The sequence below is a fragment of the Parachryseolinea silvisoli genome (assembly GCF_021190955.1).
Lineage (GTDB): Bacteria > Bacteroidota > Bacteroidia > Cytophagales > Cyclobacteriaceae > Ohtaekwangia > Ohtaekwangia silvisoli.
Window position 1 is genome coordinate 588,418 of record NZ_JAIOAO010000003.1, and the last position, 25,170, is coordinate 613,587.

Consider the following 25,170-nt stretch of genomic DNA (forward strand, 5'->3'; position numbering starts at 1 on the left):
TGCTTTAATTTTTTATAGGCCCAACAATTTTTTAGATGTTTTTTGGTTACTTTTGTTCAGCCGTAGTATTTATTGCTGATGTAATATTTTTACGGTTTGTCTACTGTCTAGTGTCTATAGTTAATTTCCTTAAACCTTATATGAAAAGACTGGCTTTAATCCCGCTGTTCTTAGTATGGGTATTATGGGCGGCCGCGCAATCAACGCCGTTTCCAGGATCCCAACCCAATTGGGGGCAAATTGGCCCTTGGGGGAACACAACCAATGGTACGAATTGGGACACGTCTCCCTTTAAACCCTTTATTTACAAGGGTATCCCTTTCCGGGCGATGGAGCCCGTGGCTTTCAACGCAGCCCGCGCTGAAAAGTATCCCCTTATTCTCTTCCTGCATGGTGCCGGGGAGGGTGGAAACGACAACAACCTGCAACTGAAACATAGCGGTAAAGAACACCGCGATGCAGTACTGTCGGGTAAGTTCGAAGGCTTCCTGATCTACCCGCAAAGCTACTATAACTCGTGGGGCGGTTCGCTCAACGATTATATCGTAGAGATCATCAACATCTACATCCGGGACAAGAACGTAGACCCTAACCGGGTCTATGTGCACGGTCTTTCGGGCGGTGGCGCGGGAACATGGATGATGCTGGCGAAGTATCCCAAGGTCTTCGCGGCCGCACTGCCCATGTCCAATGCGTTGACAACAACAACGCCCGACATGCCGAAGTTTAAACACGTTCCCCTGTGGTATGCGCAAGGTGGCCTGGACAAAGCCCCACCGCCGTCAGCCGCTGAGTACATGGTTGCTCAGTTTCGTGCTGTAGGCGGTAACGTGCGTTACCAGTTCTTTCCGTATTTGGGCCACGGCACATGGACATCGATGTACGCCATGCCCGACTTCTTCTCCTGGATGCTTTCGAAATCCAAATTGACGATTCGTGTGTTTGGCGACAGGACAAACTTCTGTGCCGGTCAGACGATCAATGTCAACATGGGTATCACAGCCGGCTTTGACGGCTATGAGTGGAGAAAGAACGGTGTATTGATGGCTGGCGCTACTTCCAACGAAATTCAAAACAACGGCGCAGGGTCTTACCAGGTACGGTTTAAGCGCGGCAACGTGTGGACCGTATGGTCAGAGCCTGTGGTGTTACAATATGGAGCTCCGTCGCCGACGCCTGTGATCCAGGCTTCCGGTGGAACGACTTTCCCGGCCCTCGACGGCCGTACGTCTGTTACCTTAAACGCCCCTGAAGGAAAAGAAGTATACCTGTGGTCTACCGGTGCTACGACACAAAGCATCACGGTAAGTGCAGCAGGCAGCTATACAGTAAAAGCGACTGATTTCAATGGTTGCGAGAGTGCTGTTTCGGCGCCGGTCGTGATAACAACCGCCAATGCTGCCGGTTCGCCTGCAGCGCCTACGGGCCTGGTGGCAAGCTCTGCTTCTGAAACACAGATCCATGTGAGCTGGCTCTACAGTGGTACGGATCACAAGAAATTTGAAGTATACCGTGCAAAGGGCACCGACGCGGGTCCGTATACGTTGCTGGCTATCCCTGAAAAAGACGAGCGCGAATACTTCGACGATGAGCTCGAGCCCAATACGGCTTATTTCTATAAAGTACGCGCGGTCAACGACAACGGCGGTTCCGCCTATGCCGGTATCGATGCCTTTACATTTAAGGACGTAGAAGCGCCGACAGTTCCGACAGAGTTCGCTGTTACCAGCACATCGGAAAAGAGCGTTACGCTGAAATGGAAATCATCGGTAGACAACATCGACGGCCTGGGCTCACTGACCTACGACCTCAAAGTGAACGGTCAGTCGATGACGTTGAACAGTGCAAACACCATCTATTTCCCCAACAACGTAGCACAAGGTAAGCCGGGCAACCAGTCTACCAGCGAAGCCTCCAACCGTTTGGCTACCGCTGCTTTGGATGGCAATCTGAACTCCTACTGGTCAAGTGCCGCCGGTACGCTGGAACAACAGGACTGGATGTATGTCGACCTGGGCGAGCCCTATAACGTGAACTCCGTGAACCTGCGCTGGACTTCGGACTATGCGGTAGGCTATAAGATTCAAATCTCCAGCGATGCAGCTACATGGACCGACGTGCAAACAGTTTCTGGTAACGCCGCGGTTGTCAACAACTTTGTTGGCCTGACGGGCACGGGACGTTATGTACGTGTGCTGGCAACGCTCCGCCGTGGTAATAATAACCGCGTACGCCTGGCTGAACTGAACGTATACGGTAATAAGGTTGCCGGTGGTGACCAGGCTTACATCGGCGCGGTGTTGAAGAACCTCAACCCGCTGTCGGTTTATACCTTCAGCCTGTCGGCTCGCGATGCTTCTGGTAATGCGTCTGGCTATACTTCACAGCTATCTGCTTCGACCATTAACACGGGTCTGACGTACGACTATTACGAGACGTCCATCACGACACTTTCTGCCCTGGCCAACGTATCGCCGGTCAAGAGTGGCACGGTGCCGAATTTCTCGCTCGCCCCCAGAACTGCCGGCAGAACGGCTGACTTCGCCTTTATCTATAAAGGTTACATTACGGTGCCGACACAAGGCCTGTATACCTTCTATACCACATCGGTAGATGGTAGCAACCTGTACATCTCTGATTACCTGATCGTGAACAACGACCTGGTGCATGCTTCTCAAGAGCGTTCGGGCCAGATCATACTGGCACCGGGTACATATCCTATCCGTGTAGATTATTTCAAGAGAGGTTCGGGTACGCTCCAGTTGGAAGTTCGGTACGAGGGCCCTGGCATTACCAAGGTGCTGATTCCCGATGCTGCCATGAACAGCACGTACACACCGCCGGCGAAGCCTGCAGGACCGACCAGTATCACTGCGGTGGCGGCATCGCACAAGTCTATCCAGTTGGATTGGCAATACAGTGGTGCGGCGACAACGGGTTTTGAAATCTATCGCGGCACAACTCGCAACGGTACGTATTCACTTGTCGGCACAGCCACAGGTGCTGCCCGCACGTATACGGATGCCAATAATCTCACGCCACTGACGCAATATTTCTATAAGATCAAGGCGATTGGTGGCTCGGGCGAATCAGATCTGATTCAAGGTAATAACCTGAGCGCCGGTCTGGCCTACAAGTATTATATCGGTAATTACACGACACTGGCAGAGCCACTGTTTGGCGGCGTTGCGCCGACTTCTACCGGTACATTGCCGAACTATGCGCTGACCCCGAAAACACAGACTACCAACTTTGGTTTTGCATTCGAAGGCGACATCACGATCCCGACAGCAGGTGTTTATACATTCTACAACAAGTCGGATGACGGCAGTATGTTGTATATCGACGGTACGGCAGTCGTGAATGACGATATCACCGACGGTACTACCGAGCGCTCAGGCACGATTACGCTGAACCCGGGCGTTTATCCGATCCGGGTTACGTTCCGCCAGAATTCAGGTTCTTCCGCGCTGGAAATACGATATGCAGGCCCCGGCATGACGAAACAACTGATACCGAATGCGGTCCTGACGCAATTCGGCTACATCGTAGCGATGACACAGGCCATCCCGTCAGCCCCGGCACTGCCCATTGCACTGGCGGCGACAGCTAGTGGCAGCAAGAAGATCGACCTGTCGTGGACTCCGGCCGCAACAACAGAAGGTGTGAAGATCTTCCGTTCGGAAACTTCGGGTGGTACGTTCACCCAGATCGCTTCGGTGAAGAACGTGACAGCATATGCTGACACGACAGTGTTGTCGCGCAAAACATACTATTACAAGCTCAGCGCCTTTAACGATGGGGGAGAATCGGCTCAGACGGCAGCGGTGAATGCGGCTACGCCGAATACTGCGCCGACCGTAGAAGCGATTCCCGACCTGAACATGTTGATCCTGACCAATGTGGTGATCGAAGTCAACGCACAGGACGCCGATGGTGATGAAATGCAGTATGCGTTCACAAACCTGCCTTCTTTCGGCACGTTTGAAAACTTTGGTGGGGGCCAGGCCAACCTGACTCTGGCACCAGGTGAAACCAACGCCGGTACGTTTGACAACATTATTCTGACTGTAACAGACGGTTTCGGTGGCATCGCCCGCGATACGTTTAAGATCGTGGTTAATGGCAACCACCTGCCGGTATTCCAAACGGTAGCGAATCAGTCGATCACGGCGGGTAAGACCGTAGTGCTGCCGATCGTGGCAACCGACGGAAACCCGGCTGACGTCCTGACGATCACATCACAGAACTTGCCCTCGTTTGTTACGATGGCGCCGGTGTCGAATGGCAGGGTTAACCTGACCATTGCGCCGCCACTGGCTGAACGCGGCACCTACAACGACATCCAGCTGATGGTGGATGACGGTCAGGGTGGGGCGACCAGCGTGCGCTTTAACCTTGTGGTAAAAGAAGCCAAGACCGGTTACACCGTGTCGATTGACTTCAACGACCGCTTTGACGCGGCGCCTCCGGCTCCCTGGAACGGTACACAACGCTACCCGAACGCCGGCGAAGTGATCAGCAATCTGCTTGACCACGACGGCGCTAACTCCGAGATCTCGTTGACACTGGAAACGGCATGGGGCGTAAACTACAACGGCCCGGTAACCGGCGCCAACACCGGCATCTATCCGGACAACGTCATGAAGACCTTCTACTACATCTGGGATAACCGTGTAGAGTCGATCAAGATCGGCGGTCTGAACCCGAGCCTGAAATATGCTTTCAAAATGCACGCGGGTACTACGAACGCGTCGGTAGGTGGTTCTACCCTCTACACGATCGGTACGAAGACAGCCTTGCTGAACCCGTTGAACAATACGGCAAACGTAGCGACGATCAGCGACATAACACCTGACGTGAATGGCAACGTGTGGCTGAAAGTACAAACCGGCCCTGGCGCGATCTATAGCTATGTAAACGGGATGCAGATCATTGCATCGTTTGACGACGGTCTGCCTCCGGCCGCGCCGACCAATGCGGTAGCGGCGATCTCGGCCCAGCAAAACTCGGTGGACCTGACCTGGAAAGACAACTCGCCAAGCGAAACCGGCTTCAAAGTCTTCCGCTCATTGACAACAACCGAAGCGGATTACGTAGAGGTGGCTTCCCTGCCGGTAAACAGCCAGGCATATGAAGATGTAGCGATTGCTTCGAACACGACCTATTACTATAAGGTATCGACTTCGAACACCTACGGTACATCGGCCCACAGCAACGTGGCTACTGTTACAACACCGGTATTGGCGCCTTCGCTGACCTTGAGCACAGACTCTGTGTCCATGGAAGCCACACAATCGGTGGTCATCGACATTACATCAACAGACGCCGGCAACCAGGCGGTGACGCTCTCGGCTACAGGCCTGCCTTCGTTCGCACAGTTTGCCACCACCGGTGCTGGTACTGCGACGCTGACATTGCTGCCGGGTGTAAACGATCTGGGCGACTATACCGCTACGATCACGACACAAAACACAGGTGGTGCTTCCAGCTCACGAACGGTGAAGATCAACGTGACGCCGAAGCAGGTGAAGATTGTGTATGTAAACTTCAACTCCAGCGACCCGGCCAGCACACCGTGGAACAATACAAACCTGGCGCCGCTTGCCAATGCAACCTTCAGCAACCTGAAAGATGCACAAGGCGCTGTCAGCGGTATTACAATTAAGTTTATCGAATCGTGGGGTGGCGTGAACAACGTCGGTGCGGTGACCGGTAACAACTCGGGTATCTATCCGGATGTTGTTATGAAGACGCAATACTGGGAGTCGACCAACAACGTGAAGAACGTGCAGGTAACGGGACTGGATCCTCAGAAAGTATACGACTTCTCGTTCTTTGGTAGCCGCGAGGGTACTGGTGACAGAACCACTGTATACACGATTGGTACGAAGTCTGTATCTCTGAACGCGTCGAACAACACCACACAAACGGCAGATATCAACGGTATCATTGCGCCGAGCGGTATGATTACCTTCCAGGTGCAAAAGACCGCTGCGTCAAGCTTTGCCTACCTGAACGCCCTGGTGATCCGTTCGTATGGTCAGTCGGCCGTACCGGAAGCACCGACCAACGTTGTTGCCAAGGCGAAGCACAAGACGAAGGACGCGATCGAGCTGAAGTGGGTAGACCGCTCGTACAATGAAACGGGCTTCGAGATTTACCGCGCGACCCTGGCGAACCCTACATTCGTACTGGTAGGTACTGCCGGTGCTGACGCAACGACTTACACGGACGGTTCGCTGCAGAGCAACACGACGTATCAGTATAAGCTTCGCGCCGTCAATGGCAGCTCGGCCTCGGCTTATAGCAACGTAGCCAGTGCAACGACTGTACTGTACTATGTGTACATGAACTGCAATAACGGCTACAACGTAGGTGCCCCCTGGAATAACCTAAGCTTTGGCCCTCCAATCCCCGGCTCGACCAGGTCAAACCTGAAGGACGACGCTGGTGTTCAAACCACTGTATCGTTTAAGGTAATAGAACATCCAAGTGGAACAACCTTCGGTGGCGCGAACCCCTTCGGTAAGATGACCGGTAATAACTCGGGTATCTATCCGGACGACGTATTGCGTACGTTCTTCTTCACAGAGGCAACCGAGACCGCACGGGTGGTCATCGGTGGTCTGTCGCAGAACTACAAATACAACTTTGTATTCTTCGCTAGCCGCGATGGCGACGGCAACCGTGCCACGAACTACACCATCAATGGCACGACCGTAACGCTGAATGCCGCATTCAACACGAGCAACACGGTTCAGATCAATGCGATCCAACCGGCAACTGACGGTACAGTAACGTTCGACATGGTGTCGGCTCCGGGTTCTGTATACGGCTACCTTAACGCCCTGGTATTGGAAGTTTACACCGAAGTACCGATCGTAGGTGGCAGTGCGAATGCCAGAACGGCGAGCACGGAGGTAGTAGCTGAAGAGTCTGTTGCTTTCAGCGCCTCTCCGAACCCCTTCCAGTCTGACCTGAGCATCTCGATCAATGCCATCGGCGAGGCCACCAGCTTTCATGTATCGCTGCTCAACCAACTGGGTATGAGCATGCACGAAGAAACGTTTGGTCTGGACCGACTGGATTCTAACAGCGAAGACCTGCGCTTCACGCTGAGTAACCTGGATGTTCCGGCTGGCATCTACTTCGTGAACATTACGACGAACACCAACGTACGGAAAGTGATCCGCGTGGTAAAACGATAATCGCCACAAGCGAATACTAAAAAAGCCATCCGGTAATTCCGGATGGCTTTTTGTTTTTAGGAAAGGCAGTGATTGGCTGTCTTTCGTGTATCGTACAAATTATAAGTTGCCGCGTAGCTCCTGCTCGCGTTCTATGGATTCGAACAGGGCCTTGAAGTTGCCCTTGCCAAACGACTTGGCTCCGTTGCGCTCGATGATCTCGAAGAACAGGGTAGGGCGGTCCTGGATCGGTTTGGTGAAGATTTGAAGCAAGTAACCTTCCTCGTCCCGGTCGATGAGGATGTTCTGTTTCTTTAGCTCCTGGAGGTCTTCGTTGATCGTTCCTACGCGGTCCAGCACGTCCTCATAATAATTGTCGGGAACGTACAGAAACTCGACACCGCGTTCGCGCAGGGCGCTAACGGTGTGAATGATGTCGTCCGTAGCGATGGCGATGTGTTGTACGCCGGGGCCTTTGTAGAAGTCGAGGTACTCTTCGATCTGGGATTTCTTTTTGCCATCGGCCGGCTCGTTGATGGGGAATTTGATATAGCCGTTTCCGTTGGATACAACCTTTGACATCAGCGCGCTGTACTCGGTAGAGATGTCGCTGTCGTCGAACGTTACCAGTAGTTTGAAACCCATGACCTTCTCGTAGAATCCTACCCACTCGTTCATTTTGCCCAGTTCGACGTTGCCTACGCAGTGATCGATGTATTTCAAGCCGATGGGTGTCGTCTTGAATGTGCTCTTGCGAGGCTTATAGCCTGGCAAGAAAGGGCCATTGTAATTCTTTCGCTCGACAAAGGTGTGGATAGTTTCTCCATAGGTTTTGATCGATGCTACGACGACTTCGCCAAACTCGTCTTTGAGCACGGTGGGTTCGGCGGCCGGCTCGGCTCCGCGCGTGACGGTTTCCATAAAGGACCTGCGGGCGTCGTCAACCCAGAGGGCCAGCACCTTCACGCCGTCGCCATGCTTGCTTACGTGATCTGCAACAGGCGAGGAGGGCTGCAGGGCGGTGGTCAGGACAAAACGTATTTTGTTTTGTTGTAACACGTAGGAGGCCTTTTCGCGTACGCCGGTTTCCGGACCTGCATACGCCACCAGCTCGAAGCCAAGGCAGTGCTGGTAATATAGCGCGGTTTGTTTGGCATTGCCGACGTAAAATTCGATATGGTCGGTGCCATTAATGGGAAGAAAATCCTCTTTCATTCTTTTAACAATTAGGGTTGGTCTCTAACAATCGTTGTTTAGGTAAAAATACAGGTTCACCGGCCGGGAGTAAAGCGATACAAAGGAGATTCCGTCAAATGGCTTTTGGGCTGCTTTTATTGGCAAAGGCTTTGGCAAACGGGCCTGGAGGCAGAATTTTATAGTGGCTTGCCGATGATTTTTTTTTGGTGCTTTTCAAATCCAATGAATTCTTTAATCTTTGGGGAAAATTATAGCCATGGATATTAAGGCACTTGACAAGGCCCTGCAAGAGATCGTCGCAAAGCGTAAGGAACTGGAAAAAATCGATTATAACGATCCGACGTACGATGACCTGGAAGAAGCACTGCACGACCTGGAGGACGAGTTTCAGGACGAGTATGGCGAGTACCTCGAAGAGGTGCTACAAGAAGTGCATGATACGCTCTGCCCTGATAACGATGTGCTGATGCCGATTGCCTACTTGGGCAAAGGGGTATTTGTTGAAGTGGACAAGTATGCTGGTAAAGACACAAAGCTTGTATTGGAAGCTAACCCGCCGCGTGTTCTGTTGACCGTGGGCAAAGACAAGCAGGAAATTGTTTGGACAGCAAAATAATATAAAGCAAAGAGCCTCCGAACGGAGGCTCTTTTAATGGCTTTACAAATAGCCTAGTTTTTGTCGGACGCGGCCCAGAACCTCCCGCGCGATTACACGCGCTTTTTCTTCACCTTTCTCCAATTTGCGGTCCAGTTCGTCGAGGTTGCTCATATAGTGACTAAAGGCCTCACGCTCTTTGGCAAACTTCTCGAGGATAAGCTCGTATAGTTCTTGTTTGGCGTGACCATAACCGAAATTTCCGGCTTCATATTTTGCACGCAAGGCTTGCTTCTGATCGGGTGTCGCCAGCAGGCTATATAACGTAAACGTAGTGTCTTTGTCCGGATTCTTTGGCGCCTCCATGGGCGTGCTGTCAGAGATAATAGATTTGATTCTTTTCAGCAGGTCTTTTTCGGGCAGGAAGATGTCGATGGTGTTACCATACGACTTGCTCATCTTCAGTCCATCCGTACCCGGAATGGTTTTGACCTGCTCCTCGATACGCGCTTCCGGGAGAACAAACGTCTCACCATAGGTGCGGTTAAAGCTTGCCGCGATGTCGCGGGCGATCTCGACGTGCTGTAGCTGATCTTTACCTACCGGTATATAGTTTGCATCGTATAAGATGATGTCGGCGGCCATGAGCACAGGGTATGTAAACAAACCCACGTTCACATCCGACAGCCGCTCGGCCTTGTCTTTAAAGGACACAGCGTTCTGCAGCATCGGAAAGGGTGTCATGCAACTTAGATACCACGTGAGCTCGCACACTTCGGGTATGCGCGACTGGCGATACAGATAGTTCTTCTCTACGTCGAATCCAAAGGCGAGCCATGCCGCTGCCACCGCACGGACGTTGTTGACACGCGTCTCGGCGTCTTTGATGGTGGTCATGGAGTGTAAGTCGGCAATGAAGAAGAATGACTCATTGCCAGGCTTTTGCGATAGCTCGATGGCAGGCATGATCGCGCCGAGCAAGTTGCCCAGGTGCGGTCGGCCGCTGCTTTGTATACCGGTTAAAATTCTGGCCATAATTGTGCAAAGAAAATAAAATAAAGCAGAATTGAATTAGTTTTAACTTTGCAGTGCTTAAAAATGAAGGTAAATGAAAAAGTTGTTCTTTCTGATATTTTTGGTGGTGGGAGGCCGGTTGGAGGCGCAGCAGCTCAAGCCGATGCAGTTTCGCGAGGAGATCTTCGACTTCGGCGTGGTAGCGGAAGAAGGAGGCCCCGTAGACCATGAATTTGTGTTCACCAACGCCAGCGGGCGTCCTGTCAAGATATTGAATGTGCAGGCATCCTGCGGATGCACGACGCCGGGTTGGTCAAAAGACCCTGTGCCGTCCGGCAAGACCGGGTTTATCAAGGCCAGTTATAACCCCAAGGGCAGACCAGGCTATTTTAATAAGACTTTAACGGTCACTACCGACCTTGATGCCACGCCGGTGGTGTTGCAGATCAAGGGCCAGGTGAGCTCGCAGGCGCAGTCTGCCGCGGAGTTTCCGATCGCTGTTGGTAACTGGAAATTAAAGACCGGTTCGTTTAATCTGGGTAAGGTGTACCGGAAAGATGAATTTACAAGCCGGGACTTTCAGGTGATCAATGCGAGCACGAAGGCCATCACCTTCGCCGGCAAATATGTCGGGCCGGCGTATATCAAGGTAGATGTAACGCCGAAAGTGCTGGCTCCCGGTGCTAAAGGTAATATCAAGGTCAGCTACAACGGTAAGCTGAAAGATTCTTACGGATTTCAGTCCGACAATATTGAGATCACGACTGACGATGAGCTGCAGCCGGTAAAATCTTTTTCAGTATACGCTACGTTGGAAGATTATTTCGAGCCCCTGGGACCTCAAGAGCTGAGCAAGGCGCCGCAGATGAAGCTCAACACCACATCATTTGAATATGGACGCGTCACACAAGCTGGTGCCACCCGGGAGCTACTGTTTACCAACACGGGTAAAAAAGACCTGCAGGTTAAAGCCGTGCAAGGGAATTGCACCTGTATTACGGCGCAGGCCAATAAAACGACCGTAAAGCCCGGCGAAAGCAGCTCGATTCGCATTACCTTCCAACCTCAGGATCGTACAGGCACGCTGCAGAAAGCGGTGACGGTGTATTCCAACGACCCACAGAATCCGGTACAACGCATTACGTTCTCGGCGTATGCCGACTAAGCCGGTAGGCCTGACGATGCAGGCGATATTAAACTAAAAAAGCCCCTGGGAATTACCCAGGGGCTTTTTAGTACATGGCTGTAAAGAGTCTTATGCTTTCAGGTATTTAATGGCTTTTTGTTTTACCATATCACGGTCAGCGGTGATAGAGGGATCGCTGTATACGTGCTGAGAGATTTCGCCTACGACCGTCTTTTTAAAGCCGAGCTTGTCCGCGATTTGCTCGCAAAATACGATTTCACTACGGAACACCTGGCCGTCCATTTTCATCAGTTGGATGAGGTGGTACAGGTGTTCGAATTTTTCGTCGTTGGTCAGGCTGGAGATATTGCCGATGGGTTGAGGGTTGTTCAACATGGTGTCAACCTCTTCCTTACTAATGCCGTTTGCTTTGGCAATGATCTGGATGAGTTTTGACTCCCGGTCTGCCACTTTCCGGTCGCTGGCAGCCAAATTGATCAACACATTAAGTTCAGCTTTTTTGTCAAAGATCATAGATGCTCTTGGTTTGAAATGCAAATGTTAGAAAATCGGCTATGAAATTTAGTGTAAAATACGAGGATTTCGTACATCCTCAAAATAATTAACGATGGCGGCCGGTCATGCAACCCTTATATTTGCCGCCGGTCTTTACGACAAATATTCAAACAGCTATGAAGAACATACTCAGCATACTGATACTGGTGGTTGGCGTTGCAGAAGTGTTTGGGCAGGAATCCCAAACAAGGAACGTGGGGGCATTTTCAGGTGTAAAAGTAGCCGAAGGCGTTGATGTGTACCTGCGTAAGGGTGATAAGGAGAGCGTGCGTGTAGAAGTGACAGGTACTAAGCCCGAAAATGTAGTGACCGAAGTATCAGGATCATACCTGAAGGTACACATGCGCGACGGCAATTTTCGCAATAACGTGGATGTAAAGGTATATGTTACGTTTGTTAACCTCGATAAACTTTCGGCCAGCTCGGCGGGTAGCATTTTCTCGGAAGGGGCGGTGGCTGCAAAAGAGCTGGAAATCAGCGCCTCCAGCGCCGGTACAATTGAGGTGGCCCTCGATGCCGAGGCAGTAGAGGTAAACGCCTCCAGCGCGGCCGATATTGAGCTGAGCGGTAAGACTCGGTCGCTCGCGGTCGAGGCCAGCAGCGCCGGCGAAATCGATGCCTATGGGCTGGAAGCGCAAAAAGTGACAGCGGAAACAAGCAGTGCGGGTTCGGTAAAGATCACGGTGGTGACCGAATTGATCGCACACGCCAGCAGCGGAGGCAGTATTCGCTTCCGCGGAAATCCGAGCAAGTCGATTACCGATTCGAGCAGCGGCGGGTCCGTTAAGAAGTCGAACTAATCATTACATCGGGTCGGCATCCAGGATAATCCGGGTGCTACGAAATTCCTTCTGCTGCGTCAACGATTCAGCGAGCGACAGCAAGGTGCTCTTGATCTGACCGAGGTTGGCATTGGCCCGCGGTACCTTGATCAGAATATTCATCAGGAATTGGTTTCGTATTTTCGAAATGGCCGGCTCACCGGGGCCCAGAATATAGACCGATGACAGATTGGTACGACAGGCCTCTGCCAGTGTCTCCGCCGCTTGTCGACATACACGTTTGTCGGCATGCTTGAGGGTGATCTCGATCAGACGCGAGAATGGCGGATAATGATGTTGTAGCCGGTCGGCCAATTGTACCTCGTAAAACCCGCGGTAGTCGTGCCGCAGGATAAGTTGCAACAGCGGATGTTCGGGATCGGAGGTTTGAACGATTACCGTGCCGGGCTTGTCTCTTCTTCCGGCGCGGCCACTCACTTGCGTGATCAGTTGGAAGGCCCGTTCATACGACCGGAAGTCGGGAAAGTGGATCATGCGGTCGGCGTGAAAGATGCCTACAAGGCTTACATGGTCGAAGTCAAGCCCCTTGGTGACCATCTGAGTGCCGACCAGAATGTTGGTCTCACCCCGTTCAAATTGATCAATGATCGTTTCGTAACTGTTTTTGGAACGCGTCGTGTCCAGGTCCATGCGCTGCACCTGGGCGTTGGGGAAATGTAAATTGAGCTCTTCTTCGAGTTTTTCGGTTCCATAGCCCACCGTCTTTAGCCGGGCCGATGTGCAAATAGGGCATTGCTGTGGCAGGTTTTCTTTATACCCGCAATAATGACACACGAGTGCATGACGATATTGGTGGTATGTCAGGCTCACGGCGCAGTTTACGCACTTGGGCACCCAGCCGCAGTCTTCACAGTTTACCATGGGTGAATAACCGCGGCGGTTCTGGAAAATAATGACTTGTTCCTTTTGTTGCAGGGTCTCGTCGATCTTGCGGAGAAGCAGGCCCGTGAAGTCACCTTTTAGCGTCTTCTGACGGCGTTCGCGGCCGATGTCGGCCAGGACTACCTGCGGCAGCTGCGCGTCGCCAAAGCGTTTGTCGAGCGTTACAAGGCCATATTTGCCTTGCTGTGCCTGGTAGTACGATTCAACCGATGGCGTTGCCGAACCCAGCAATACTTTGGCGTGGTGCATGTGCGCCATCATCATGGCCACGTCGCGGGCGTGATAACGCGGGGCGGGCTCTTGTTGTTTATACGACGAGTCGTGCTCTTCATCCACGATTACCAGCCCAAGGTTATCGAACGGAAGCAATACCGATGACCGCACGCCCACGACAAACTTAAAGCGTCCGGATAATACGCCGTTCCATACTTCCACCCGCTCGGCGTCGGAGAAACGGGAGTGATATACGCCCATCGTCGTACCAAAGACTTTTTTCAACCGGTGTACGATTTGTGTGGTGAGCGCAATTTCGGGCAACAGATATAATGCTTGTGATCCGCCTTCGATCGCTTGACGGATCAGGTTGATATAGATCTCGGTTTTACCGCTGCCGGTAACACCGTGCAGCAGCGTATAGTCATGCGTGGTAAAAGACTTAAGTATGTCCTGATGCGCTTGTTGCTGCAGCGGGCTCAGGGGTACAATGGGCGTGCTGCCCACGTCTTCATCGGGAAACCGTGACACGATGACATCGAACTCTTCGAAAACGCTGTGTTTAACCAGGGTCTTGATCGATGAATCGGAAAGCTCGGGGTCGTCGGTCAATACTTTACGGGAAAGACCGGCGGTATTGGAGATCGGATCTTGCATGACGTGTACAAGCTGCAGGTATCGTAATAGTACGGCTTCCTGTAATGGCTTCGTGGCAAGCGTCTGGAATAGATCTTCCAGTGGCTTGGCTGTTGTATACGCGGCCGTCAGCCGGATGCGGCGATCGGTCTTGGGACGATATTTCTCCCGTAGTTCTTCGAAGAGGATGATGGCTTCCTTCGCAGCCAGCAATTTGAGAATGTTGTAGGGATTTTTTACGCCGAGTAATGTCGCAATGGCAGTATAGTCCATCGATTCGCCGGCGAGGGTGCGCAGCAACAGGGCCTCTTTTTCGGTAAAGGAATATGGCGTTTCTTCAAATGAGAAGGCGGGGTGTAGTTGCACCATGCTTTCGCTGGACAGCTTCAACCCGCTCGGTAAGGCTGCATTTAGTACCTCGCCTGCCGTGCAGAGGTAATACGAGGCAATCCAATGGAATAGGCGTAATTGCACGTCGCTTACGACCGGGAACGTGTCGAGCAGCTCGAGGATGTACTTGGCTTCATATTCCTGCGGTGCTTTCTCGTGTATGGAGGTAATAACACCGGTTACTACTTTGCGCTCGCCGAACGGCACGATGGCACGCTGCCCAACGCGAATGTTTTCCTGGGAGACACGCGGCACGCGGTAGGTGAACAGTCGGGGAATTGGAACGGGGAGGAGTAGCTCGGCAAAAAAAGTCCGGATGTCGTCGTGCTGTTCAAAGATTTCCACCATCAAAAAAGCACATTTTTTAGCCGATAGGCAACGCCCGGGCGCCATTTGCTAGCCGGGCATACTAAAACGGGCAGACAGCTGTTTATGAGCTTGCTGTACCTTGCGACTGCCAGACCTGCTTTCGATGCGCAGGATTCGGTTGGGTTTTTCTTCATTCCAAAAAAACAGGCACAACACGCCACCACCGCTTACCAGGGCAAAGGTCTGAACATCGCTTGCCGAGGTGATCTTTTGCAGTGTTTCGAAGGCTTTGCTGCTCAAGGTGATATCGAAAAAGATGAGATTCTCGTCGTGGGCTTCGTACAGTGTACTGACAGACTCCACGGCCGAAGCTCCCAGAAATGGCTGGTCTGCCAGGCAGACTGACTGCGTGATGAGCGAAATGGCCACCGGCATCGGCTGGTCGGAATAACGGGAGCAGGGGAGAATAAAATAAAGGCCATCCGGATATTCCTGTTCAACCGGTGCAAACCCGAGGAACAAGAGTGTCAGCAGAAGCCCGGCCGTTTTTAAAAGACCTGTCTTTCGTACAAGGTAAACCGTATGGGGGAATAGGCTTTTCACAGTACATCCGCTGTGCGGCATAGGGAATATACTGTATTCTATGCGCATGTACCAGTAAAGCCAGCGCAATTAGCATAAAAGACGGCTAATGCCGTATTGAATCCCCCTAGTCGGGGCAGGGAAACAGTGTAAGCGTAGGCGTAAGAGAGGATTGAGGGGCTAGAGTCCCAGTGACGACGAGTCGGTTGGCGCTTCCACCCGGGCGTTGCCGAGGCTGTCCACCGAGAAGCCACGAAGACTATCGGTCAATACTGGAATGGGTGTCTCGGGCCGGCCAAGCTTCTTCTGATACTCGCGGAATTCTTTGGCGAAGATCTCGGGCGTATCGTAGCGGTTGATATTCGACTTGGATTTCAGCATAATGATGATCTCCACCAGCTCGTCGTCTGAAAACTGCTCAATGGGTTTATAGATAAAGCTAAACAGACCGCGGTCGGCCCACGTACGCAGGCGGGCAATCTTATGGTTCATGACATAATCAAAGCACTTCTCGGGCGAGGCGTATTTTTCCATACCGAAACCATACTCCAGGTCTTGTAAGCGGCCATCCCACGTGATGGAATCCAGGGCGGGGTTTTCCATGCGTTGGAAATCATATACCAGGTCGCAGAAGCAATGGGCCTTGGTGTCGATGTCGTGTATGCGAAGGACGTAGCGCTCGCCGTAGTTTATGAAGACCTGTTGGGCAAGGGTTGTATGATAGTGGTTGGGGAACCTGGCTTCGTATACACGCATGAAGTTTGCGGGCATTGGCGGGGCGGCATCGATCTCCTGGGCAAACTCCGTCATCTGTTCCTTCGGCACCAGCAGGTACCAACGGGAGCTGATGAGCCAGTATGCCACACCGATCTCCATGAGCGTAAGAATAACCGAACTGATCATAAAGTACTTGAGCAGCCGTAGAAACTTCCGGAGTTTTTTAAACCGTCCGGCAGGGTCTTGTACGGGTGTACCGGGTGCTTTGGTAGAAAACGGTAACAGGGGAAACTTTTTCTGGCTCATGTGCTTTATTCCGCGGCGAAAATACTAATATTTTGGTTGAGTAGGCGACAGGGTAGGTGTATCATGTTTCAGTTGTTGTAAGGCTTCCGGTACCGTGTATACTGGCAGTCGACAAGCCTTGTTGTAACAGACGTATACCGTTGTTTTTCCATCGGCTACTGTTTTGTCGGCTATCAGCGGCAAATTGCTGTCGCTGATGGCCCCCATAAACACGGCAAACGGCAAATATTCCCGTTGCATTTCCTTGCGTACATCCTCCAATCCGGCGCCAAGTAACACGATCTCAGCCAATCCTTTTTCCATTTCCAGGTAAACAGTGGCCCAATAGGCCATATAATTCGGTTCATCCGCGATCAGACGGCTAAATCCGGAGACAAGCGTCCGGGCGCTTTCCTTCCAGTCGTCGCGATCCAATAGCACGCCAAGATGCCATAGATTCTGCGCCATCAGCGCATTGGACGAAGGAATCACGTTGTCGAAGATTTCCTTTTTTCTGGCAATTAAGGCTTCTCCATCGTGTGCGGTATAGTAAAAGCAATGATCGGCCGGATCGAAGAATAGCGTGAGGGTTGTTTCCAGGAAGAATGCAGCCCGGCGCAGCCAGTATTCGTCGAAGGTCACTTCATAAAGCTTGCGATAGGCCTGAATGAGGTAGGCATAGTCGTCGAGGAAGCCGCGGGTATGCGAACGGCGGTCTTTGTAGGACCGGTATATTTGTTGCCCGTCCAGTAGCTCATTTTCCAGGAAGCGCATGTTCTGCTCGGCCAGGGTGAGTAGCTCAGGGGCGCCCAGCGCCCGGTAGGCGTCGGTCAGGCCGACGATTGTCAGGGCGTTCCAGGCGGTAATAATCTTGTCGTCCAATCCGGGGCGGATGCGCCCTTCGCGTTTTTGAAGCAGGGTGTCTTTGCTTTGTTGTAAGATGGTTTGCCATTCGGCTGCGCCCAGTTCCTGCTGTTTGAGAAAGTCTTCATCGGGTACGAGACGCGTCAGGATGTTCTGGCCGTGTTCCCAGTTTCCGGCCGGTTGTGCGGCATAATATTCGGCTACGAGGGGCGCATGCTCGCCCAGGGCCTCTTCCAAATCACGGTAGGTCCACACGTAATACTTGCCTTCTTCGCCTTCGCTGTCGGCATCGAGGGCGGAATAAAAGCCTCCGGCCGGGCTTGTCATTTCGCGGGTTAGCCAGCCGACCGTTTCTGTAATGACGGTTCGGAATTCGGGGTCGTGGGTCAGGGCATACGCTTCGGCATATAGGCTTAGCAGCTGGGCATTGTCGTATAGCATTTTTTCAAAATGCGGTGCGAACCATTCGCCGTCTACGGAGTAGCGTGCAAAGCCGCCGCCAACCTGGTCATAAATTCCGCCCATGGCGATCTTCTTTAAAGTCAGGAGCGTATGGTGTAGGGCATCCGGTTGACCTGTCAGTACATGATAGCGTAGCAGCCATTGCCACACTGCCGGCATGATAAACTTCGGCGCGCGACTCATGCCGCCCCATACCGGATCAAATTTGGACGACAGCTTCTGGAAAAGTCCTTGCGCGACGGCGACCAGCGCTGCTTCTACCGGGGCTTGCCGGAAGCGTTCTACTTCTGAGCGCAGCAAGTGGAGCCGTAATTCTTCGGCGGTAGCTTCTACTTGCGCCCGGTTAGCCTGGAAGGCAGCGTACAGGTTGGTAAGTATTTGCGTCCACGACGGCGGGGCGAAATAGGTGCCGCCAAAGAAAGGTTTTTGCTGTGGCGTCAGAAATACATTCAACGGCCAGCCGCCATTGACACCGAGCGCCTGCACGGCGTCCATGTATATCTGATCAATATCGGGTCGCTCTTCGCGGTCTACTTTGATGCAGACAAAGTGGTCGTTCATCACCCGCGCAATGTCTTCATTCTCGAATGACTCGCGTTCCATCACATGGCACCAATGGCACGAGGAATAGCCTATGCTGACAAGGATAGGTTTATCCTCTTGTACGGCTTTGGACAACGCCTCGGTCCCCCATTCATACCAGTCGACCGGATTGTGTGCATGTTGCAGCAAGTATGGAGAGGTAGCGTGTATGAGACGGTTCGTGTGTTTTATGGTGGCGGGGTTCATGAAATGAGCTGCAATTTTAGTGTATTGATTTCCTTTTCAACATCGACGAACGATTTTAGTTCTTCCAGTCGGCGCAAGGTGTCACGCAGGAATTTCTGGTGTGCCTGTGACGCCGGGTGAAACGGACGATGGGTCAATGCTTGTTGAATACTGGCCCACTTTTCGGCAAAGGCCTGCAGGGCGTTATCAAAATAACGTGCCTTGAACTGTTGCCAGATATAGGCCTCTGCTTCTGCGGTAGGATGAAGCAGATCGGCTTTGTAGAAACGATAGTCGCGCAGGTCGTCGAGCATGATCTCAAATGCCGGAAAATACTCCACATAGTCAAGGCGCTCCTGCAACGTATGGCATGCGACGCGAAGCACGCTTTTGCTTACACTGTTCAATACCAGCGTGTCCTTGATGTGCCGTACGGGACTGACTGTTAAGATGACACGCAGGTTGGGATGTTGCGCTCGCAGCGTAGTAAGGGTTGATTCAAACGAAGCGACAATTGCCTCGGCCGTGAGCAACGTCTTGTCGAACAGCGCAGCGGGTTGCTTATGGCAGTTGGCCACTACTTCGCCCGTGTCCCGGCGGGTATAGGCCCAGGCGCTGCCATACGTCAGTAGGAGGTAATCTGTTTGCTGTAGAAAGGCATGGACCGTCTCCATCTGGTGCTGAAGGCGGTGAGCCAGGGTGTCGTGCGTCAACGCAGATAGTTCGGAATGGAAGTCGTAGTTTAAATGGATGTCGTCGTGCTGCAGGTAGGTGTGCGCGGGAATAGGCGTAGCCCGCGCGGCGTAGTCCAGGGCTTTGTGCATCGACAGGGGATTGTACAAGGTGCCGAAGGGATTGGGCAGGGAGGGGAGCTTGAGGGCGGCCAGCCGCGAGCCGATGGAATCCGCAAAGCAGGAACCCAGCGAGAGGATCTGCGAGGTAATGGCAAGTGTGTGTGTCGACACACCGGCATTTAGGATGGTTCTGAAGCTGTTCATAAATTATGTTACCGCAAACACTTGAAAATTTCGCATACTTTGAAGTATTTTTGAATCATAGACGGACAATAATTCTGAATAAAAATAGGAAATGTCCATCTTCGATAAGAACCGTATCATAAACCATTTTATATCGATGAATAACGACCTCACAGCATTTGAAAAGATTCCGGTGAGCATCTTTAAGAGCTCGGAGGAGGCTTCTCTTTCTTCGGCCCGCGAGATTGCCGCCCTGATCAAAAAACGCCAGGCGGAAGGCAAGCACGCCGTCCTGGGACTAGCCACCGGCTCTACGCCGACGCGTGTATACGCGGAGCTGGTAAAGATGCACCAGAAAGAGGGGTTGAGCTTTAAAAATGTGTACACGTTCAACCTGGACGAGTATTACCCCATGCAGCCTGACTCGCTGCAAAGCTACGTTCGTTTTATGAACGAGCACTTGTTCAACCACATCGATATACCAAGGAACCAGGTGCATATTCCTGATGGCACTTTGCCGAAAGACAAGGTTGCCGATTTTTGCCGTGAGTATGAGCAGAAGATCGACAGCCTGGGCGGCATCGACATTCAGCTGTTGGGTATCGGCCGTACGGGCCACATCGGCTTCAACGAGCCCGGCTCGAGCGAAAAATCGTTTACCCGCCTGGTGACACTCGACCAGATGACGCGTATCGACGCGGCAAGCGACTTCTTTGGCGAGGAGAACGTACCGCGTAAGGCCATTACCATGGGCGTAGGCTCCATCCTCAAAGCCAAGCAGGTCATCATGATGGCTTGGGGTGAAGGCAAGGCCAGGGTGATTAAAAAGGCTGTAGAAGGCCCGATCACGGACCAGATTCCTTCATCCTTCTTACAGAAGCATACCAACTGCCACATCGTGCTCGACGATGCGGCTTCCTCTGAGCTTGTACGAATCAAAACACCCTGGTTGCTGGAAAGCATCGAGTGGGACGAAGTAAAGATTCGCAAAGCGGTGGTGTGGCTGTGCCAGACGGTACAGAAGTCCGTGCTGAAGCTCACTAACCACGACTATATGGAGCACGGTATGGGCGATATCATTACCGAGTACGGCTCTGCCTACCAGGTAAACATCAAAGTATTCAACTACCTGCAACATACTATTACCGGCTGGCCGGGGGGTAAACCTAACGCTGACGATACCCATCGTCCGGAGCGTGCCACGCCGTTCCCGAAACGTGCGCTGATCTTCTCGCCACACCCTGACGACGACGTGATCTCCATGGGTGGTACCTTCATCCGCCTGGTCGACCAGGGCCACGAAGTACACGTAGGCTATCAGACTTCGGGTAACATCGCTGTATTCGACGACGACGCTGTACGCTTTGCGGACTTCGTGCGCGATTTCAACGAACAGTTCGGTCTGAGCAAAGGCGACGGCGAGAAATTCTATAAGCAAATCGTAAAATCCATCCACGGGAAAGGACCCGGCGAGAACGACAGCCCTGAAGTATTGTCCATCAAAGGCCTCATTCGCCGTGGCGAAGCAAAAGCGGGTGGCCGCTACGTTGGTATCCCCGACGAGCAAATGCACTTCCTCGACATGCCGTTCTACGAAACCGGTGCCGTGAAGAAGAAGCCTCTGGGTGAAGAAGACATCAAGATTACGATGGATCTGATCGAAAAGATCAAGCCTCATCAAATCTATGCCGCAGGTGACCTTTCCGACCCGCACGGCACACACCGTGTCTGCCTCGCCGCCGTCATGGAGGCTGTAAGACGTTTGAAAGATAAAGACTGGATGAAAGATTGCTGGGTATGGCTGTACCGCGGTGCATGGCAGGAGTGGGACATCGACCAAATTGAAATGGCTGTGCCGCTGAGCCCTGACGAGCTGATGCGCAAGCGTCGTGCAGTCTTCAAACACCAGTCGCAGAAAGACAGCGCCATGTTCCCGGGCAGCGACAAGCGCGAGTTCTGGATGCGTGCCGAAGATCGTAACCATGCAACCGCGCAAGCTTACAATGCGTTGGGTCTGGCAGAATACGAAGCGATGGAAGCCTTCGTGCGCTACAAGTTCTAGAAACGAAACTCTTTAGTTCAGATAGCAAAGGCCTGGCAGCAATGCCAGGCCTTTTAGTTTATTGCTGTTGCTGCTGCATTTGCATTTCCTGGTGGTGGCGAAACGAGTTGCGACTGGCGGGCTGTGTGCCGCTAGGTTGCACATACGCTACTACGTCGGGAGAGATAGCCTGACCGTCTTCATAGGAAACATTCACTGTAACATCCAACGAATGGCCGGAGGTGCCGCGGTATGTACCCTTTACCGGCGAGCAGTCTGAAAAGTTTTTGCCTGCCGCCAACTTTACGTGCGTTTCGTTTACGAGACAGTCGTTGGTAGGGTCAAGTCCCAACCACCCGTAAAAAGGAATATAAGCTTCTACCCAGGCGTGGGTTGCACCTTCACCCCGCATGCCATTTTCTTTCGGACAGATATAGCCACTGATATAGCGCGCGGGAATATTTAGAAAACGCAGGATGATCGACAGCAGGTGAGCAAAGTCCTGGCATACTCCTGACTTCAATTTCCAGATTTCGTCGGGTGTAGTTTCGATCGTGGTAATGCCTTTGCGATACTCAAAGTTTTGGTAGATATACCGACTGAAATACTGCGCAGATTGAAGCGGTGTGTGGCCGGTTTGCAGCTCTTGTGCCACCAGCGCCAGAATTTCGTCTGCGCCCTCGAAGCGATCCTTTTTCAAAAAATCAATAAAGTCGATGTGATGTCGCAGGCTCTCGAGCGCTTGCCATTGTACGACAGCGGGCTGATCGTCGGTCGGTATAGCACGCGGTTTGGTGTTGACGAGCAGGTAGGAGTCTATCACCAGTTCCCGGTGGGGGTGCACTTGTGTAAAAGTTCCCACGTCATTACCAAAAATGTCTATGTGCAGCTCGATCATCGGGTTGCCGGTAACATGTATAGTATGTTGCAAGACCGACTGGAATGGATCTTGAACAGGATATAGCATGATCTGGTTGGCGCTGTCGCGCACGCTGTTTTCGTATTGGTAACGCGTGATGTGCCGGATCTTAAAGGTCGACATGGAGATGAAAATTAACTGTAAGCAAAGTAGTATTGGTTCAATGTATGACCGATCGCATGAATGTCAGACGTGATCTCGGTCAGGTAGTGATGCAGGCCGATGCGTGAGACACCTTGCACATCGGAATACTGTAACCGGCTTTTGAGCTTGCCGATGAGGAAGTCCACTTTGGCATAACCTTCCTGGTTCTGGTCGCCTCGCAGGCGCCCGAAGTAACGGTGCAGCTGATTGACCGAGTAAAGGATCGACCGCGGAAAATCGATATTAAACAGAACCTGGTCCACCACGTTGCGCGCTTCGAAACCCGACCGGTACCGCTTGAGGTACAACGCATACCCTGATACCGACATCAGCAAGTATTTCCAGTAGGTTGTATCCGTAGGTTTGTCAAGATCGTACGACAAATCGTGGAACTTCAGGTCGAGAATATCAGCTGATTGAATGGTGCGTTCAAGATACTTGCCCAGGTTCATGAAGCACAACCCCTCACCCCGGAACATGGTGATGTCGGCCACTCCATAGTATAACATACATTGTTTTATCAATGAGTCGAGTACTGTCACGGGATCTTCGTGTTGCAATGCATGCTGCAGTCGGGGTTCGCGCACGACATGGTAAAATTCATTCAGGCATTGCCAAAGCTCTTTGGTAAGATTGTCCTGTACGGAGCGTGCGTTCTCGCGCGACTGGACTACCATGTTGAGCACCGAGTTGGGATTGTCGCGGCCGAGCACCATATATTGTAGTACTTGCCGGCCGCTGCGTTCCATGCGGGCGACGTCTTCTTCCTGGAGCTCGGTGAAAGCCCGCAACACCGGCTGCCACGTAAAAGCCTGGACGTCGTCCTGCGACGACAGGTGGTTGATCATGAGAATTCTTAACAAACTGTCGGTTCGCTCCATATAACGCGACATCCAGTACAACGAATCGGCCACACGGCTTAGCATACGGTTGGTGGTTTACGTTCTTTTATCATTCCCTTAGACAGACAATACCCAGGTGTCTTTACTCCCGCCACCCTGCGACGAGTTAACGACCAGCGATCCCTCCCGCAGCGCTACGCGGGTAAGCCCGCCCGGTACAATTTCGATACCGTCGGGGCCATACAACGCGAACGGCCGGAGATCTACGCGTCGGGGCTGCACTTTACCATCGATGTAACAGGGCGATGCCGACAGACTGATGGTAGGCTGCGCAATAAACTGTCGGGGGTCGCGCAGAATCTGTTTTTTATACTCGTCAATTTCCTGCTCGCTGGCGGCATGTCCCATCAGCATGCCATATCCGCCGGATTCGTTTGTTTTCTTCACTACCATAGTGTTGATACTTGACAATACATACTCACGCTCGTCGGGTTTGCCGAGTTGGTAGGTCGGTACATTTCGAAGAATGGGCTCTTCGTTCAGGTAATAGCGAATCATATCCGGAACATACGCATAAATAGCTTTGTCGTCGGCTACGCCGTTGCCGATGGAGTTGACGATGGCTACGTTACCTTTGCGATAGGCGGAAAGAATGCCGGATACACCCAGTACGCTGCTCGGGTCGAACACCAGCGGGTCAAGGTAATGGTCGTCCACGCGGCGGTAGATCACGTCGACTTGCTGCAGTCCTGCGGTAGTCTTCATATATACCTTGTGATTTTCCACCACCAGGTCGCGTCCTTCCACCAGTTCCACCCCCATGAGGCGGGCCAGGGTCGTATGCTCAAAGTACGCGGAGTTATAGATGCCCGGGGTCAGTAAGACGATGTTGGGCGACGCCACTTTGCGCGGCGATAGGGCCATTAGGTTTTTATAGAGAATGGTAGGGTAGTGTGTTACCGGGCGTACATGGTTCTGAGGTATGAGATCGGGGAAAATACGTTTGGTGATTTCGCGGTTCTCGATCATGTAAGACACTCCCGAGGGCGTACGCAAGTTGTCTTCCAGCACGTAAAACGTTCCGTCATAGTCGCGGATCAGGTCGATGCCAGCAATGTGTACATAGATATCGTGCGGTACATTGATGCCCTGCATTTCGCGCAGGTAGTGCGGACAAGAGTAGACGAGCTCGACAGGTACAACCCCGTCTTTGAGAATAAATTGTTCGTGGTATACATCGCGCAAGAACAGATTCAACGCGCGCAGTCGTTGTTTAATCCCTTGCTCGATAAACGTCCATTCGGTGGAGGTGATGATGCGCGGAATAATGTCGAAGGGAAAGATCTTTTCGATGCCTTCACCGCTGGAGTATACGGTAAAAGTAATGCCCTGACTCATGAAGAGCCGTCGGGCAAGCTCTTCCTTTTTGGAAAGCTCAGCGGGTGAAATGTTGGTGAGAAAGTCGGCTATGCCGCGGTAGTGCTGGCGGATGCCGTCGCTGCCGAACATTTCGTCCCATAGGGGGGAATGGCTGATGCCATAGTGCTGGAATATTTCGGCAGCCTGGGTCATGGTGTTTAGGTTCGGTTTAACCTAAAG

Annotated in this window: 16 protein-coding genes; 5 read left to right on the top strand and 11 right to left on the bottom strand. The window is 52.3% G+C overall.

The window, feature by feature from the left end; translation table 11 throughout:
* Nucleotides 1-140: 140 nt before the first annotated feature.
* Nucleotides 141-7,211, top strand: coding sequence for a PA14 domain-containing protein (locus K7P01_RS19610; protein ID WP_267296208.1), 7,071 nt, complete (start codon nucleotides 141-143; stop codon nucleotides 7,209-7,211).
* Nucleotides 7,212-7,310: 99 nt separating this feature from the next.
* On the opposite strand, the gene hppD is transcribed toward K7P01_RS19610, so the two are convergent.
* Nucleotides 7,311-8,405 (bottom strand): 4-hydroxyphenylpyruvate dioxygenase, encoded by a 1,095-nt coding sequence (gene hppD / locus K7P01_RS19615; protein WP_267296210.1) that lies wholly within the window; start codon nucleotides 8,403-8,405, stop codon nucleotides 7,311-7,313.
* Nucleotides 8,406-8,643: 238 nt separating this feature from the next.
* Between hppD and K7P01_RS19620 the strand changes: the two genes are divergently transcribed.
* A complete protein-coding gene (locus K7P01_RS19620) occupies nucleotides 8,644-9,003 on the top strand; it encodes a hypothetical protein (protein ID WP_267296212.1) in 360 nt (119 codons plus the stop codon).
* A gap of 42 nt (nucleotides 9,004-9,045) precedes the next feature.
* On the opposite strand, the gene trpS is transcribed toward K7P01_RS19620, so the two are convergent.
* Nucleotides 9,046-10,017, bottom strand: a complete 972-nt coding sequence (gene trpS / locus K7P01_RS19625) for a tryptophan--tRNA ligase (protein ID WP_267296214.1) — start codon at nucleotides 10,015-10,017, stop codon at nucleotides 9,046-9,048.
* Between the two features lie 73 nt (nucleotides 10,018-10,090).
* Here trpS and K7P01_RS19630 point away from each other — a divergent pair, with 73 nt between their 5' ends.
* On the top strand, nucleotides 10,091-11,161 hold the full coding sequence (locus K7P01_RS19630) for a DUF1573 domain-containing protein (protein ID WP_267296216.1): 1,071 nt from the start codon (nucleotides 10,091-10,093) through the stop codon (nucleotides 11,159-11,161).
* Between the two features lie 90 nt (nucleotides 11,162-11,251).
* On the opposite strand, the gene K7P01_RS19635 is transcribed toward K7P01_RS19630, so the two are convergent.
* Nucleotides 11,252-11,656, bottom strand: a complete 405-nt coding sequence (locus K7P01_RS19635) for a TerB family tellurite resistance protein (protein ID WP_267296218.1) — start codon at nucleotides 11,654-11,656, stop codon at nucleotides 11,252-11,254.
* A gap of 158 nt (nucleotides 11,657-11,814) precedes the next feature.
* On the opposite strand from K7P01_RS19635, the gene K7P01_RS19640 reads away from it, so the two are divergent.
* Nucleotides 11,815-12,498 (top strand): head GIN domain-containing protein, encoded by a 684-nt coding sequence (locus K7P01_RS19640; protein WP_267296220.1) that lies wholly within the window; start codon nucleotides 11,815-11,817, stop codon nucleotides 12,496-12,498.
* 3 nt (nucleotides 12,499-12,501) lie between these two features.
* On the opposite strand, the gene priA is transcribed toward K7P01_RS19640, so the two are convergent.
* The 5 genes from priA to K7P01_RS19665 form a co-directional block, all read right to left on the bottom strand.
* Nucleotides 12,502-15,009 carry a replication restart helicase PriA gene (priA, locus tag K7P01_RS19645; protein ID WP_267296222.1) on the bottom strand — a complete coding sequence of 836 codons (2,508 nt, stop codon included), beginning with the start codon at nucleotides 15,007-15,009 and terminating at the stop codon, nucleotides 12,502-12,504.
* Between the two features lie 48 nt (nucleotides 15,010-15,057).
* Nucleotides 15,058-15,573 (bottom strand): hypothetical protein, encoded by a 516-nt coding sequence (locus K7P01_RS19650; protein WP_267296224.1) that lies wholly within the window; start codon nucleotides 15,571-15,573, stop codon nucleotides 15,058-15,060.
* 159 nt (nucleotides 15,574-15,732) lie between these two features.
* Complete coding sequence (locus tag K7P01_RS19655; protein ID WP_267296226.1) at nucleotides 15,733-16,575, bottom strand: hypothetical protein; 843 nt, start codon at nucleotides 16,573-16,575, stop codon at nucleotides 15,733-15,735.
* Nucleotides 16,576-16,599: 24 nt separating this feature from the next.
* Nucleotides 16,600-18,669, bottom strand: coding sequence for a thioredoxin domain-containing protein (locus K7P01_RS19660; protein WP_267296228.1), 2,070 nt, complete (start codon nucleotides 18,667-18,669; stop codon nucleotides 16,600-16,602).
* Entirely contained in the window at nucleotides 18,666-19,646 is a 981-nt protein-coding gene (locus tag K7P01_RS19665) for a GSCFA domain-containing protein (protein WP_267296230.1), read from the bottom strand. Before K7P01_RS19665 ends, K7P01_RS19660 begins: the two co-directional genes overlap by 4 nt.
* Nucleotides 19,647-19,782: 136 nt before the next feature.
* Here K7P01_RS19665 and nagB point away from each other — a divergent pair, with 136 nt between their 5' ends.
* Nucleotides 19,783-21,687: a glucosamine-6-phosphate deaminase gene (gene nagB / locus K7P01_RS19670; protein ID WP_267296232.1), complete on the top strand. Its 1,905-nt coding sequence runs from the start codon at nucleotides 19,783-19,785 to the stop codon at nucleotides 21,685-21,687.
* A 58-nt stretch (nucleotides 21,688-21,745) separates the two neighbouring features.
* On the opposite strand, the gene K7P01_RS19675 is transcribed toward nagB, so the two are convergent.
* Genes K7P01_RS19675 through K7P01_RS19685 form a run of 3 tightly spaced genes read right to left on the bottom strand, consistent with a single transcriptional unit; the run spans nucleotide 21,746 to nucleotide 25,143 of the window.
* Nucleotides 21,746-22,708, bottom strand: coding sequence for a transglutaminase family protein (locus tag K7P01_RS19675; RefSeq protein ID WP_267296234.1), 963 nt, complete (start codon nucleotides 22,706-22,708; stop codon nucleotides 21,746-21,748).
* A gap of 11 nt (nucleotides 22,709-22,719) precedes the next feature.
* Nucleotides 22,720-23,655, bottom strand: coding sequence for an alpha-E domain-containing protein (locus K7P01_RS19680; RefSeq protein ID WP_267296236.1), 936 nt, complete (start codon nucleotides 23,653-23,655; stop codon nucleotides 22,720-22,722).
* A 33-nt stretch (nucleotides 23,656-23,688) separates the two neighbouring features.
* The gene (locus tag K7P01_RS19685; RefSeq protein WP_267296238.1) at nucleotides 23,689-25,143 is read right to left on the bottom strand and encodes a circularly permuted type 2 ATP-grasp protein; all 1,455 of its coding nucleotides are present in this window, start codon (nucleotides 25,141-25,143) and stop codon (nucleotides 23,689-23,691) included.
* Nucleotides 25,144-25,170 lie beyond the last annotated feature (27 nt).

What these genes read in the sequence shown, in the direction of transcription:
- K7P01_RS19610 (WP_267296208.1), top strand. Translation starts at nt 141, where the DNA reads ATGAAAAGACTGGCTTTAATCCCGCTGTTCTTAGTATGGGTATTATGG.
- hppD (WP_267296210.1), bottom strand. Translation starts at nt 8,405, where the DNA reads ATGAAAGAGGATTTTCTTCCCATTAATGGCACCGACCATATCGAATTT.
- K7P01_RS19620 (WP_267296212.1), top strand. Translation starts at nt 8,644, where the DNA reads ATGGATATTAAGGCACTTGACAAGGCCCTGCAAGAGATCGTCGCAAAG.
- trpS (WP_267296214.1), bottom strand. Translation starts at nt 10,017, where the DNA reads ATGGCCAGAATTTTAACCGGTATACAAAGCAGCGGCCGACCGCACCTG.
- K7P01_RS19630 (WP_267296216.1), top strand. Translation starts at nt 10,091, where the DNA reads ATGAAAAAGTTGTTCTTTCTGATATTTTTGGTGGTGGGAGGCCGGTTG.
- K7P01_RS19635 (WP_267296218.1), bottom strand. Translation starts at nt 11,656, where the DNA reads ATGATCTTTGACAAAAAAGCTGAACTTAATGTGTTGATCAATTTGGCT.
- K7P01_RS19640 (WP_267296220.1), top strand. Translation starts at nt 11,815, where the DNA reads ATGAAGAACATACTCAGCATACTGATACTGGTGGTTGGCGTTGCAGAA.
- priA (WP_267296222.1), bottom strand. Translation starts at nt 15,009, where the DNA reads ATGGTGGAAATCTTTGAACAGCACGACGACATCCGGACTTTTTTTGCC.
- K7P01_RS19655 (WP_267296226.1), bottom strand. Translation starts at nt 16,575, where the DNA reads ATGAGCCAGAAAAAGTTTCCCCTGTTACCGTTTTCTACCAAAGCACCC.
- K7P01_RS19660 (WP_267296228.1), bottom strand. Translation starts at nt 18,669, where the DNA reads ATGAACCCCGCCACCATAAAACACACGAACCGTCTCATACACGCTACC.
- K7P01_RS19665 (WP_267296230.1), bottom strand. Translation starts at nt 19,646, where the DNA reads ATGAACAGCTTCAGAACCATCCTAAATGCCGGTGTGTCGACACACACA.
- nagB (WP_267296232.1), top strand. Translation starts at nt 19,783, where the DNA reads ATGAATAACGACCTCACAGCATTTGAAAAGATTCCGGTGAGCATCTTT.
- K7P01_RS19675 (WP_267296234.1), bottom strand. Translation starts at nt 22,708, where the DNA reads ATGTCGACCTTTAAGATCCGGCACATCACGCGTTACCAATACGAAAAC.
- K7P01_RS19680 (WP_267296236.1), bottom strand. Translation starts at nt 23,655, where the DNA reads ATGCTAAGCCGTGTGGCCGATTCGTTGTACTGGATGTCGCGTTATATG.
- K7P01_RS19685 (WP_267296238.1), bottom strand. Translation starts at nt 25,143, where the DNA reads ATGACCCAGGCTGCCGAAATATTCCAGCACTATGGCATCAGCCATTCC.